Below are 11,960 nucleotides of genomic sequence, written 5' to 3' on the forward strand. Positions count from 1 at the left end.
AATATGTTAATTCGAAACATGCTTCAGAAATTCTATGCACCAGAAAGCGGCGGCGAGGGCAGCGGTGGCGGTGGTATCGAAATCACCCCTGAAATCCAGAAGCTTATTGATGAGCGTGTGACCAGCGAAGTCACTGGCTTGAAATCAAAAAACTCAGAACTGCTGGGCACCATCAAGCAACAAAAAGAAAACCTGTCTCGCTTTGATGGTATCGATCCTGATGCAGTGCGCGGGATCCTCCAGCGTTTTTCCGACGACGAAGAGGCAAAGCTGATTGCCGCCGGAAAAATCGATGAGGTGCTCGACAAGCGCACCGAGCGTCTGCGTGCTGACGTTGATAAGCAGATTAAAGCCGCAAATGAACGCGCAGACAAAGCCGAAGCGTTCTCCAACAAATTCCGGGATCGAGTTCTGGGGGATGCAATCCGTGCAGCAGCGTCCAAAGCTGGCGCGCTGCAGGAAGCATCTGACGATCTGATTCTGCGTGCCAAAGGCACATTCCAGCTCAACGACGAAGGCGAGGCCGTAGCAGTTGATGCAAATGGCGATGTTCTGTTCGGTAAAGACGGCAAAACCCCACTAAGCCCGCTTGAGTGGGCGGAGTCTCTTAAGGAGACGGCTCCGCATCTGTTCCCACGCGCGGAAGGCACCGGCGCGGGCGGACACAAACCAAACGGTGGTGGCAGCCTCAAACGTTCCGAAATGAGCGCCAGCGACAAAGCGGACTATATCCGCAAGCATGGCCAGCAGGCCTTCCTCAAACTTCCAAAATAAGGGATTAACCCATGTCTACCACTGTTAATAGTGACCTGATCATTTATGACGACCTGGCGCAGACCGCTTTCCTTGAGCGACGACAGGATAACCTCGCAATCTTCAACGCCTCTTCCAACGGTGCGATCCTGCTGGATAACGAGCTGATTGAAGGCGATTTCCGCAAGCGTGCCTTCTACAAAGTGGGCGGCTCTATCGAATCGCGTGACGTTAACTCCACCGAAAAGGTGACGGGTAAGAAGATTGGCGCCGGTGAAGCCGTATCCGTTAAAGCGCCGTGGAAATACGGGCCATACGAAACTACCGAAGAAGCGTTCAAACGTCGCGGCCGCTCTGTAGACGAGTTTTCCGAAGTGATCGGCACTGATGTTGCTGACGCGACGCTGGAAGGCTACGTGAAATATGGCCTGAAGGCGCTAACGGCTGCTATTGGCGCCAACGCGGATATGGTGGTCACTGCCGACATTGAGACCGACGGTAAGAAGACCCTGACACGTGGCCTGCGTAAGTACGGCGACAAGTTCAACCGTGTCGTGCTCTTCGTTATGCACTCCGCTACCTACTTCGACATCGTGGATGAGGCGATCGCCAACAAAATCTATGAAGAAGCGGGAGTGGTGGTTTACGGCGGGCAGCCAGGCACGCTGGGTAAACCTGTGCTGGTGACCGACACCATGGACGCTGATGCGATCCTTGGGCTGGTAGCTGGTGCGGTTACCGTCACCGAGTCTCAGGCGCCGGGCTTCCGTTCCTACGATATCAACGATCAGGAAAACCTTGCGGTTGGCTATCGCGCTGAAGGCGTGGTGAATGTCGACCTGCTGGGTTACAGCTGGGATACCTCCAAAGGTGACAACCCGGACCTGACCAAAATCGGCACCGCAGGTAACTGGAAGAAGCACTTCACCAATAACAAATCTACGGCTGGCGTTCTGATTAAGCTAGGATCCGCAGCGGGGGAGTAACGCTGTCAGCGGATAAAACCTCCGCAACCGCTGACAGCACCGATGCGGTCACCATTTCCCTGAAGTACACCCTAAACGGCGCAGGTGTTTCCGGCAAAACCGTTGCATGGAATTCAACCGGCGGCACGCTCAGCACTGCCAGTTCTCAAACCGGCTCTGCTGGTGGGGCGACGGTCAAACTTACCTCTGATTCGGCAGGTACTTTCACAGTCACTGGTACTGTTGATGGTATTGCTAAATCAAGTGAGGAAATCACCTTCACCGCACCTGCAGCTGGCTAATCGATGGGGCGGAAGCCCCATTCACCGGATACTCAGATGATTATTACTGATATCACCGCCGCTGACGTTAACAGTTACGCCAGCGAAGATGAACTGGCGTCATTTGCCGCGCTGAGAGGGATTGAGCTGCCTGAAAAGCTCGCACCGTTACTGAGTAAGGCGATGGACTACCTGGAAGGGCTTGATTGGGTAGGTTTCAAAGCAGACCCTCGACAGCCGCTGGCCTGGCCACGCGCAAATGTCATTCTGGATGGACACGACTTCCCACCCGACCAGGTGCCGCGGCAGGTTATCACCGCACAATGCATGCTGGCTATCGAGGTAATTGATGGCGATTTGCTTTCAAGCGTTCGTGAGGCCGCGGTTAAAACCGAACGTGTCGAAGGCGCCGTAACCATGACCTATGCGGTTGCCGATGGTGAGGCGTTTACACCTTCTTACCCGGCGGTAATGGCTATTCTCGGCGACCTGGCTGGTGGGCGTGGATATGCAATCAATGCTTTCGCGGAGCGTGCGTAATGGCCATCAACTATCAGCGAATGCAGGCGACAACGACTCGTATGCTCAAGCAGAACGGCATTGCATACAACGTCACGCGTAAGGGCACGTTAATCGTCATCGGTGGTGTGGAGCATCGTTCCAAGGATATCCAGTTCACCGCCACAGGCGTGAAGACGGATTACGCGCCAGGCGAAATTGATGGGACCGTCATTGAAAACGGCGATGTTCGGATTGTCTTCACCGCTGAGAAGGAAATTAAAACCGGCGATCTTATCGACGTGGACGGCGTAAGGCATCGCGTGGTTAAGCCTAATCCGGTGAAACCGGGCGGTGTGGTGCTCTGCTACAAATCTCAGTTGAGGGCATAGCATGAGCGATAACAAGGCGTTCACGGCTGCCATCACCGCGTTTGTGGACAAAGCCAAAGCGAATCAGGAAGCAGTCGTACGAGCTGTCGGCATTCGGATCCTTAATCAACTGGTGATGATGTCACCTGTCGGCAACCCCGAACTCTGGGGCATCAACCAGACGGCAGCTTCTTACAATCAGGCGGTATACGCCCATAACGAAGCGCAAAAAGCGGACCCTGCAAACCTGACTAAAACCGGACGACTTAAGAAGAAGGCTCGACTGGTGGATGGGATGGATATCAAAGCGCCGCCGGGATATACCGGTGGACGGTTTCGAGGCAACTGGCAGGTGTCTTTTGATGCACCGACCACATATGAAACGGGTCGTGTAGATAAAACCGGAAATCTGACAAAAGCCGCAGGGAATTACACGCTGTCGCTGTTCAAAGTTGGGATGAAGGCTATTTATTTCTGCAACAACGTCCCTTACGCGTATCGACTGGAGATGGGGCACTCTTCCCAGGCTCCGGGAGGGATGGCACGCATTACTGCTGCTGAGTTTCAGCGATTTTTTGAGGAAGCAGTAAGGGAGGTGACTAAATGATTCCCGATATCGCGGCGGCGCTGGCCGCCAGGCTCGGCGAGTGGGCTGATGCTGAAGGGATCCCAGTTGCCTGGGAAAACGTGCCTTTCACACCGCCATCTGATGGGCTCTATCTTGCTGTCCATGACATGCCCGCCACGCCGCGTACGCTGGACCTTGGATTGCGCTGCCGCATTTATTCAGGTGTATACCAGATAAACGTTGTGGCCCCTGTCGGCACTGGTCGTACCGATGTTGTGGCCCTGGCAGACCGCGTGGCTGAATTGTTCCCCGAGGGGCAGGAGATTGAAGGCAGGGGTTTTACATGCTGGATAGATCAAACGCCTGGTGTTTTCCGCGGTATCACTACATCTGTCTCTTATACCGTTCCCGTTAGTCTCAATTATCGAGCTGATATCTCCAGCTAATCCTTGCAACCTTCTAAACCTGACCGGCTCTTTGCCGGTTTTCCCATTTCTAAAGGAGTAACCAATATGGGCTTTGCATTGCCTAACGGCGCTCATGTCTATCTGGCATCGGGTTATGGCCCAGCCATTACTTTCACCGGGGCGACGAACGCCGAAAATATGGTGATCACCGTGAGTGAAGCGGACGCACTCAAGGTGGGTGATATTGTTCATGTGAACTGCAACTGGTCCGGTGTTGATAACGTCATTGCAAAAATTGATGCGATTGCCGAAAGCGCCGTAACTCTTCGCAATATCAATACCACCAACAAAAACAAATATGCCTCTGGTGGCGGTATCGGTTCGATCCGCAAAGTGCTTGAATGGACCGAGCTGCCGCAAATTACCGAGGTGTCGAAATCCGGCGGCGATCAGAACACCACACAGATTCAGTTCCTGAGTGATGACCGCCAGCGAAACCTGAACACCTATAAATCCGCAGTCTCGCAGACCTACTCGATCGCGCATGACTCCACGCTCCCGGTATATCCATTGCTGCGCCAGTTGGACGAAGACGAAGATACCGTGGCGGCTTACATGTACGTGCCGAAGGCGAAGGAAAACCGTTACTGGGCGGCCACGGCGTCCTTTGACGACACGCCAACTACTGCGGTAAACGAGGTAGAGACAGTAAGTGTGGTGCTGAACCTGCAGTCACCGGCGATGACGTTCTACAAGGTGACTGACGCTGCAGCCTGACCCGTCAGCGCTTTCACTATTCCATGCCTCCCATCACGGAGGCTTTTTTTCGTTAAGAGGTATCAATGGCGACCAAATTCACCCTTCAGCCCAAACCTACATTCAAGGCCAATGTCTCGATCCCCCGCGCTGGCGATGAGGATGGCGTGCTGACGTTCACGTTCAACCACAAGCCACTTAAAGAACTGGCAGACCTCGAAAAACTCGAAGGTAAAACCGCCACTGATTTTCTGATGGAAATCATTGCTGGCTGGGCACTTCCCGATGCATTCAACGCGGAAAACCTGTCGGTGCTGCTGGAAAACTATCCGGCGGCGATGAAGGCCATCCCGGAAACCTACTACCGCGAGCTCCTGGGGCAGCGTGAAAAAAACTGATAGCGGTTGCCTCTGCGTTCTATACGCCTGAACCCACAGCGGCAGAACTGGCGCCTTACGGGCTTACGCCGGATGACTACGACGATCAATACATCGACGTCTGGCCAGATGTATGGCCTTCATTTCTGGTGTTTCAGGCTGTCAGTACGCAATGGCGAACGGGAATGGGCGGGCCATCCGGACTCGACTACAACGTTTTGCCCTGGTTAATGCGTCTGCACAACATTGACGACGAGGCAACCGCGCTTTCGGACATCCGAATCATGGAGAGCGCCGCACTAAAAGTTATGCATAAAGAGAGGGCGGAATGAGTAACGACATCGCCACGATTTCCCTGCGCGTAAATACCAGTGAGCTGGAGCGCGGTAATCAGGCACTTGATCGCTTTCAGGAGACTGCGTCCGCCGCGGCAGGTAAAGCGGATGACCTTAACAGTACGTTCCGCACCGGCATCGATAACCAGAAGAAGAACAGCGAAAGCCTGAAGCAGCAGCGTCAGGAACTGCAGAACCTGCTGAATAAAATTAGTCCGGTAAACAAGGCGCTGGATGAGCTGGACACTATCCAGGAGAGCCTGGCGAAATTTCGCGGTAAAGGGCTGGTGGGAGACGAGGACTTTACTCGTTACAACAGTGTGCTTGAAACAACGCGGGCTAAACTGGCACAGGTAATGGAGTCTGAGACCGCAGAGGGGCGGGCTCGCATTGAACAGGCTCAGGCAGCGCAGCGGGCAGCTGCAGCGGGCAAAACCTTTATCGATTCGCTGGAGGAGCAGGTCACAGCAATCGGAAAAACGCGCGCAGAACTGTTAGAGCTAAAAGCAGCCCAACTTGGCGTTTCCGATCGTGCTGCAGCGATGATCTCCCGACTGAAAGAGCAGGAGGAAGCGTGGAAGTCAGGAGCGATTAGCGCGGGGCAATACCGCAACGCGATGCGTTATCTACCAATGCAAATGACCGACATCGTAACTTCATTGGCGTCCGGTATGCCGGTTTATATGGTAGCCATTCAGCAGGGCGGCCAGCTGCGCGATTCGTTTGGCGGTGTAGGCAATGCTCTGAAAGCGATGTTGTCGATGGTGACTCCTGCCCGAGTGGCCATTGGTGGCTTGGCTGGTGCCGTTCTGATTGCGGCAAAAGCGGGAGCGGACTACTTCACCGTCTACGACGAAATTAACAAGGCCATTATCAGGACAGGCAACATTGCTGGCACTTCAGCGCTCCAGGTTATGGCTTCCTCCCAGTCTATTGCTGCCTCTACTGGCGCTACTGTAGGAACCGTTCAGAGTTTGATGACTGAGTTGGTTGGCATGGGATCGCTGACACAGCAGCAACTTGAAAAAGCAGCAGGCTCCACGGCGCTGGCGGTTCAGACCGGTATAGTCTCAGCGCAGGACATCACCAAAGCCTATAAGGACATCGAAAAAGACCCTGTTAAAGCCCTTCAGAGCCTAAACGAAGAATACAACTTCCTGACTGTTTCGCAGCTTAAGCATATTGATGAGCTGGTGAAGCAGAAGGACCAGACTGCTGCAGTTACACAGGCCATGGATTTGTTTGGCGACACAATGGCTGAGCGCGGAGAGCAGGCTTATGACTCGCTGACGCCGTTTGGTCGCCTGTGGCTGGATATCAAAGACTGGGCATCTGAGGCCATGCAGAATATCGGTCAGTGGGTAGCAGAGCTGGCATCAAACACACTGAAGGAATTCAACGCAATTTATTACAGCGTAGCGATCGTTTTCCAGAAGCTGAACCAGATCATTTCTTCCTCTATCGCTGCCGCGATTAATCTCGTTCCTGACTGGGCGAAAACAGATACTCTGCAGGGATGGCAGGACTATAACGAACAAATGGCCGGTGCTTATGGCGACAGCGTTTCTCAGCTGAAAAAAGACTGGGATGCCGCAGACATTAGTGCAAGTAAATACCTTGATACCACCCGCAAGATAAAAACCGCGACCACACAGAAGGATCGAGAAGAAGTCGCTGCTTTTGGCAAAAAGTCGAAAACCGGAAAGCAGGGCACTATATCGGCTGGCGATCGCAGCACGGATGCTGTTCAGGCCGAGTTACTGGCGCTTCAGGCACAGTTACGCGCGCTGCAGCAGCATAAAGGGTTGAACGACACCATCAGCCAGCAGCGCAAAGATCTGTGGACGACTGAAGCGAAATTTCAGGTGCTGGAGGAGGCCTTGCGTTCACGTTCACTGACAAAGCAGGAACAATCCCTGCTGGCGAGTAAAGACCAGGCGCTGCAGTTAGCGCGGCAGAAAGCCCTGTTGGGTGATCAGATTTCCGCGCAGGAACTGCTGAACAAGCGCATGGATACCTCGCAGAAATACGTCACGCAGATGGCTGAGAAACAGGCCGCATTACTGGGTGGCGCGGGGATGAGTGACCGCCAGGCGCAGCGAGAGCTGGCAAAGAGCCAGCTCGCCGCCGGCTGGAAAAATTCAGGTGGTTCGCTGGATGATGGCGGATATAAGAAGCAGCTTAAAGCGGCGAATGATTACTATGATGCAGAGGACAGGTTGCGTGGCGACTGGTTGACCGGCGCGAAAAAGGGCTGGGCTGATTTCGAAGACAGCGCGACCAATGTCTACTCCCAGGTGCAGACGGTTACCAGCAACGCATTCACCGGCATGGCCAGCACCCTGACTGATTTCTTCACAACAGGTAAATCTAACTTCTCAGATTTCCTTTCCACTTTCCTCAAGGGCATCGCCCAGATGCTGACCCAACTGGCTCTGGTTAATGGAATGAAGTCAGCGTTTGGTGGAACCGGTATCGGCGCGTTCTTTGGTTTCTCAGGTGGTGGTTTGGTCCCCGGTTTTGATGGAGGCGGCTACACGGGAGATGGCGGTAAATACCAACCGAAAGGCGTTGTACACGGCGGTGAGTTTGTGTTTACGAAGGAAGCGACAAGTGCATTAGGTGTTGGCAATCTCTATGCGCTTATGCGTGGAGCTCAGGGGTATGCAAACGGTGGTTATGTTGGCACAGCCCCAATGTATGGGCTGCAATCGAATGCAGCTGGCGGCGTAACCGTTCAAACTTCCGTGGTCGTTCAAAACCAGAACACTCACCAGCAGACTTCCGGCAATAACGATGCTATTTCTCGGGCTTACAAACAGACCATCGATCAGTCTGTTCGTACTGGAATTGCCAAACAGCTTCAGCCTGGTGGTCTAATCTGGAATGCGACGAGATCGAGATGATGAATAGTGACCGTTATTTGTTATATCCCTTTTTGGTAATCGTGCCATAAATAACCACCATCCGGGCATTTTGACTGGTATGATTATGTCACTGAAATTAATGGCTTAAGGGACACGAAATGGCTTCAGTTAAGGTGACGGCTCTATGGGTCGGGGATGAAAAATCGAGTATTTCATTCGTTTCTCCAGTTCTGAATGACAAAAAACTCAATTATGACAATGCTTCCTTCGGTTTTGGCGTTGTAGAAAACTACGAGGCATGGGGAGTCGAACGATACCCATTTGTAATGGAAGAATTTGGGAAAGGTTTAGCCCTTCTTGATTGGGGGTCAACAATCCACAAAAACATAGCCACAATTGATGTATTGGATGTCCCTCTAAATGTTGACGGCATCATTACATACAACGAAATTGACGAGAACGGATCGCAACGTGGGCCTTATGTCTACCGAATTTCGACTGTGGAATCGTTTTAATAATAAATAGGATCTCACGTGATTAACCCAGCCTTCGCTGGGTTTTTTTATGCCCGGAGGAAAGGTGGCGATCGAAACATTTACCTGGCGAACCCAGATTCAAGCGGGAATGGAAGGGGAGTTCACTTACGCAACACGCTCTGCATCCTTCGGAGACGGCTTTGAACAGATCGTCGGTGAAGGCATCAATCCTGGAAAACAGTCATGGCCGATGACCTTAACGGGAAAAAAGGCAGAGATGCTCGATGCGCTGAGTTTTTGCCGCAAGCACATCACAAAATCCTTTATCTGGACGTCTCCTGTTGGCGAAATCGGTTTATACCGGATTGAAGCTGATTCCATTAAAGCCCAGCCGCTATCCAGCAAAGTGATGACCATAAAAGCAACCTTCAAACAGGCATACGCACCATGATTACTGAAGATTATCAACGCCTCGAACCTGGTGAAAAAATACGTCTTCTTGAGGTAGACGGTTCTGTGTTTGGTCTGGACGACGTTCTGCGCTTTCACGCTTATAACCTCCCGCATACTGAAGAAGAGATTGCGGCTGCTGGTGGCGACGAATCAAAGTTAAAGGCGAAGAGTATCTGGTGGCAGGGCGAAGAGTATGGTGCCTGGCCATATAAGCTCGAGGGACTGGAAGCGTCAACCGATGGCAGTAGCGCCCAGCCGACGCTCACTGTTGCCAACATTGACAGCTCTATCACTGCGCTCTGTCTGGCCTATGACGATATGCTGCAGGCCAAAGTTACGATTCATGACACTTTTGCGCATTACCTGGATGCGCGTAATTTTCCTGATGGAAATCCAACAGCAGATCCCTTGCAGGTGAGGAAGCGGGTTTTCTATATCGACGGTAAAAATAGCGAGCTTCCCGGTGAAAGTATCGAGTTTGTTCTTACCAGCCCGATGGATCTGCAGGGATTAATGATTCCGACCAGACAGCTGCATTCCCTTTGCACATGGTGCATCCGGAATAGGTACCGCACCGGCGATGGGTGCGATTATGCCGGCACGCTTTACTTCGACAGAAACAACAATCCGGTAAGCGATCCCTCATTGGATGAATGTAGCGGCACGCTCACCGCCTGCAAGCTTCGGTTTGGTGAACACAATGAACTTCCTTTCGGTGGTTTTCCAGGAACATCTTTGATCAGGAGTTAACATGCGTCAGAAAACAATTCAGGACATCCTGGCGCATGCTGCGAAAGACTATCCCCACGAATGCTGCGGCGTGATAGCGCAGAAAAGCCGGGTGGAACGCTATTTCCCATGCCGTAATCTGGCTGCTGAACCAACGGAACAGTTTCACCTTTCACCAGAGGATTACGCCGCTGCTGAAGACTGGGGGACGATAACGGGAATCGTACATAGTCACCCTGACGCGACGACCCAACCAAGCGAACTGGACAAGGCTCAATGCGATGCAACGTTGCTGCCCTGGCATATTGTCAGTTGGCCGGAAGGAGACTTTCGTACCATTACTCCCCGCGGAGAATTGCCGCTGCTCGGGCGCCCGTTTGTGCTCGGACACTACGACTGTTGGGGGCTGGTGATGAGCTATTTCCGGCAGGAGCATGATGTCGAACTTCAGGATTACCGTGTTGATTATCCGTGGTGGGAGGACTCCTATCCGGATAATTTCTATCAGGATTGCTGGTACGAATGTGGGTTCCGAGAATTCAGTGGATCACCAATGCCGGGCGATTTAATCATCATGCAGGTGGAATCGAATAAGTGGAACCATTCAGGGATTTTACTGGAGGGGAACATGCTTCTCCATCATCTTTATGGTCACCTCAGTCAACGTGTGCCATATGGAGGTTACTGGATGGAGAGAACCATGAAAATTGTCAGGCATAAAAGCCTAATCATGCAGGAGGGATAATGTGCGAATCCGTCCGTACTGTTCGCCTATATGGTGTTTTGGGTACTACGTTTGGCCGCGAATTCCAACTTTCGGTTGCCTCACCAAAAGAAGCCATCCGCGCATTGTGCGTTATCGTGCCAGGCTTCGAGCGGTTTTTGAATACCAGCAAGCAGCGTGGGCTTACTTACGCTGTATTCAGTGGAAAGCGTAACCTGAACGATGACGAACTCTCTATGGATCAGAGTAGTGCTGATATCCGTATTGCGCCGGTTATCCTCGGGAGTAAACGTGGTGGAGTATTCCAGACCATCTTAGGCGTGGCTTTGGTCGCAGTTGGTGCTGTGGCGTCATACTTTGGCGGTGGTGCTGTCGGCGTTCCTCTAATGCAATTTGGCGCTGCGATGGCCCTTGGCGGTGTCGTTCAAATGCTTTCTCCACAGACAACAGGACTAGCCAGCAAGCAATCGGCAGACAATAAGGCCAGCTACGCATTTGGTGGAGTAACCAATACGACAGCCCAGGGTAATCCTGTGCCGCTCCTTTACGGCAAACGCCGCATCGGTGGAGCGATCATCTCCGCAGGTATCTATGTTGAAGATCAGCAGTAAGCATGCTGTAATGGGCTTACTTAATATGGGGTAACTTGAGCTTAGATTCAAAAATGAAAAAAATATCTACTCTTTTCCTTTGTACTTCCTTATTTTCAGGCATGGCTTTAGCTGATAACCATTACATACCTCTCCTCTATAATTTATCTACTATGTTTGATTTCAATCCAGTTAAAGGAGCTGTCAAATCATTAGATACTGATGTTGAAGAAAATGGTAAGGTCACTTATAAAATCGCCATCAGACTAGCTAAGAATGGTTGTGTCGAAAGCTTAGATCTTGATAACGTTTCGTCTGGTCATGAAACAAATCTAAAAAATAGCAATGGAAGTCTTGTTGGCCAGAGAGATGGTAAGCCTTTCTCTATACAGCTCGATGAAAAATGTAATATTTTGAGTAAAAATGAAAATGGTGACGAGTTGCGATATAGTCTTTACTCGAATGGCTTAATTAAAGATACCTATTATTTAGGTAAGAAAATATCTGAGCATTTTTATGATGATAATTCTAATTTGATACGTTCTGAGTTTTATGGTTCTGGAAAGGTCCTCTCTAAAAACGAAATATCTTATGTTGATAAAGACAGGAAGCCTCTTGATTATAAAATTATAAACACATCAGTTTACTCGGATGGTTATACAGCAACGAATACTTGTCATTATAGCGAAAAGCTTGTTCCTGAGATATGTAAAGTAAGAATGCAGAGCGCAGGGAATCCTGTGCCGAAGCCAGTACTAATGACAGCGAATACGAAAGTTGAATTCTACTAGATTAAACACATTTCAATAA

At 51.4% G+C, this 11,960-nt stretch carries 17 protein-coding genes; all 17 read left to right on the forward strand.

Annotation, left to right across the window (positions count from 1 at the left end):
• Window positions 1-3: 3 nt before the first annotated feature.
• The 17 genes from LA04_RS14390 to LA04_RS23675 all read left to right on the forward strand — a co-directional run bounded on the left by LA04_RS14390 (window position 4) and on the right by LA04_RS23675 (window position 11,941).
• Window positions 4-774: a hypothetical protein gene (locus tag LA04_RS14390; protein ID WP_047652143.1), complete on the forward strand. Its 771-nt coding sequence runs from the start codon at window positions 4-6 to the stop codon at window positions 772-774.
• Between the two features lie 11 nt (window positions 775-785).
• On the forward strand, window positions 786-1,739 hold the full coding sequence (locus tag LA04_RS14395) for a major capsid protein (RefSeq protein ID WP_047652144.1): 954 nt from the start codon (window positions 786-788) through the stop codon (window positions 1,737-1,739).
• A 53-nt stretch (window positions 1,740-1,792) separates the two neighbouring features.
• A complete protein-coding gene (locus tag LA04_RS25265) occupies window positions 1,793-2,020 on the forward strand; it encodes an Ig-like domain-containing protein (protein ID WP_442854768.1) in 228 nt (75 codons plus the stop codon).
• 36 nt (window positions 2,021-2,056) lie between these two features.
• Window positions 2,057-2,539 carry a DnaT-like ssDNA-binding protein gene (locus LA04_RS14400; protein ID WP_047652145.1) on the forward strand — a complete coding sequence of 161 codons (483 nt, stop codon included), beginning with the start codon at window positions 2,057-2,059 and terminating at the stop codon, window positions 2,537-2,539.
• Window positions 2,539-2,889 (forward strand): hypothetical protein, encoded by a 351-nt coding sequence (locus tag LA04_RS14405; RefSeq protein WP_047652146.1) that lies wholly within the window; start codon window positions 2,539-2,541, stop codon window positions 2,887-2,889. Before LA04_RS14400 ends, LA04_RS14405 begins: the two co-directional genes overlap by 1 nt.
• Before the next feature lies 1 nt (window position 2,890).
• Complete coding sequence (locus LA04_RS14410; protein ID WP_047652147.1) at window positions 2,891-3,475, forward strand: hypothetical protein; 585 nt, start codon at window positions 2,891-2,893, stop codon at window positions 3,473-3,475.
• Complete coding sequence (locus LA04_RS14415) at window positions 3,472-3,882, forward strand: DUF4128 domain-containing protein (RefSeq protein WP_047652148.1); 411 nt, start codon at window positions 3,472-3,474, stop codon at window positions 3,880-3,882. Before LA04_RS14410 ends, LA04_RS14415 begins: the two co-directional genes overlap by 4 nt.
• A 66-nt stretch (window positions 3,883-3,948) precedes the next feature.
• Complete coding sequence (locus tag LA04_RS14420; RefSeq protein WP_047652149.1) at window positions 3,949-4,620, forward strand: phage tail protein; 672 nt, start codon at window positions 3,949-3,951, stop codon at window positions 4,618-4,620.
• 65 nt (window positions 4,621-4,685) lie between these two features.
• On the forward strand, window positions 4,686-4,997 hold the full coding sequence (locus LA04_RS14425; RefSeq protein ID WP_047652150.1) for a phage tail assembly chaperone: 312 nt from the start codon (window positions 4,686-4,688) through the stop codon (window positions 4,995-4,997).
• 47 nt (window positions 4,998-5,044) lie between these two features.
• Window positions 5,045-5,308, forward strand: coding sequence for a DUF1799 domain-containing protein (locus LA04_RS14430; RefSeq protein WP_052119553.1), 264 nt, complete (start codon window positions 5,045-5,047; stop codon window positions 5,306-5,308).
• Entirely contained in the window at window positions 5,305-8,217 is a 2,913-nt protein-coding gene (locus tag LA04_RS14435; RefSeq protein ID WP_047652152.1) for a phage tail tape measure protein, read from the forward strand. Before LA04_RS14430 ends, LA04_RS14435 begins: the two co-directional genes overlap by 4 nt.
• 119 nt (window positions 8,218-8,336) lie before the next feature.
• Window positions 8,337-8,693, forward strand: a complete 357-nt coding sequence (locus LA04_RS14440) for a hypothetical protein (protein ID WP_047652153.1) — start codon at window positions 8,337-8,339, stop codon at window positions 8,691-8,693.
• 64 nt (window positions 8,694-8,757) lie between these two features.
• On the forward strand, window positions 8,758-9,105 hold the full coding sequence (locus tag LA04_RS14445) for a phage tail protein (RefSeq protein WP_047652154.1): 348 nt from the start codon (window positions 8,758-8,760) through the stop codon (window positions 9,103-9,105).
• Window positions 9,102-9,857, forward strand: coding sequence for a phage minor tail protein L (locus LA04_RS14450; RefSeq protein WP_047652155.1), 756 nt, complete (start codon window positions 9,102-9,104; stop codon window positions 9,855-9,857). The genes LA04_RS14445 and LA04_RS14450 overlap by 4 nt, the downstream gene beginning before the upstream one ends.
• 1 nt (window position 9,858) lies before the next feature.
• Window positions 9,859-10,581 carry a C40 family peptidase gene (locus LA04_RS14455; RefSeq protein WP_047652156.1) on the forward strand — a complete coding sequence of 241 codons (723 nt, stop codon included), beginning with the start codon at window positions 9,859-9,861 and terminating at the stop codon, window positions 10,579-10,581.
• The gene (locus tag LA04_RS14460) at window positions 10,581-11,171 is read left to right on the forward strand and encodes a tail assembly protein (RefSeq protein ID WP_047652157.1); all 591 of its coding nucleotides are present in this window, start codon (window positions 10,581-10,583) and stop codon (window positions 11,169-11,171) included. The genes LA04_RS14455 and LA04_RS14460 overlap by 1 nt, the downstream gene beginning before the upstream one ends.
• A 35-nt stretch (window positions 11,172-11,206) precedes the next feature.
• A complete protein-coding gene (locus LA04_RS23675) occupies window positions 11,207-11,941 on the forward strand; it encodes a YnfC family lipoprotein (RefSeq protein WP_235211337.1) in 735 nt (244 codons plus the stop codon).
• Window positions 11,942-11,960: the final 19 nt, after the last annotated feature.

Source organism: Enterobacter sp. UCD-UG_FMILLET (assembly GCF_000762975.1).
Taxonomy (GTDB): domain Bacteria; phylum Pseudomonadota; class Gammaproteobacteria; order Enterobacterales; family Enterobacteriaceae; genus Enterobacter; species Enterobacter dykesii.

What these genes read in the sequence shown, in the direction of transcription:
- LA04_RS14390 (WP_047652143.1), top strand. Translation starts at nt 4, where the DNA reads ATGTTAATTCGAAACATGCTTCAGAAATTCTATGCACCAGAAAGCGGC.
- LA04_RS14395 (WP_047652144.1), top strand. Translation starts at nt 786, where the DNA reads ATGTCTACCACTGTTAATAGTGACCTGATCATTTATGACGACCTGGCG.
- LA04_RS14400 (WP_047652145.1), top strand. Translation starts at nt 2,057, where the DNA reads ATGATTATTACTGATATCACCGCCGCTGACGTTAACAGTTACGCCAGC.
- LA04_RS14405 (WP_047652146.1), top strand. Translation starts at nt 2,539, where the DNA reads ATGGCCATCAACTATCAGCGAATGCAGGCGACAACGACTCGTATGCTC.
- LA04_RS14410 (WP_047652147.1), top strand. Translation starts at nt 2,891, where the DNA reads ATGAGCGATAACAAGGCGTTCACGGCTGCCATCACCGCGTTTGTGGAC.
- LA04_RS14415 (WP_047652148.1), top strand. Translation starts at nt 3,472, where the DNA reads ATGATTCCCGATATCGCGGCGGCGCTGGCCGCCAGGCTCGGCGAGTGG.
- LA04_RS14420 (WP_047652149.1), top strand. Translation starts at nt 3,949, where the DNA reads ATGGGCTTTGCATTGCCTAACGGCGCTCATGTCTATCTGGCATCGGGT.
- LA04_RS14425 (WP_047652150.1), top strand. Translation starts at nt 4,686, where the DNA reads ATGGCGACCAAATTCACCCTTCAGCCCAAACCTACATTCAAGGCCAAT.
- LA04_RS14435 (WP_047652152.1), top strand. Translation starts at nt 5,305, where the DNA reads ATGAGTAACGACATCGCCACGATTTCCCTGCGCGTAAATACCAGTGAG.
- LA04_RS14440 (WP_047652153.1), top strand. Translation starts at nt 8,337, where the DNA reads ATGGCTTCAGTTAAGGTGACGGCTCTATGGGTCGGGGATGAAAAATCG.
- LA04_RS14450 (WP_047652155.1), top strand. Translation starts at nt 9,102, where the DNA reads ATGATTACTGAAGATTATCAACGCCTCGAACCTGGTGAAAAAATACGT.
- LA04_RS14455 (WP_047652156.1), top strand. Translation starts at nt 9,859, where the DNA reads ATGCGTCAGAAAACAATTCAGGACATCCTGGCGCATGCTGCGAAAGAC.
- LA04_RS14460 (WP_047652157.1), top strand. Translation starts at nt 10,581, where the DNA reads ATGTGCGAATCCGTCCGTACTGTTCGCCTATATGGTGTTTTGGGTACT.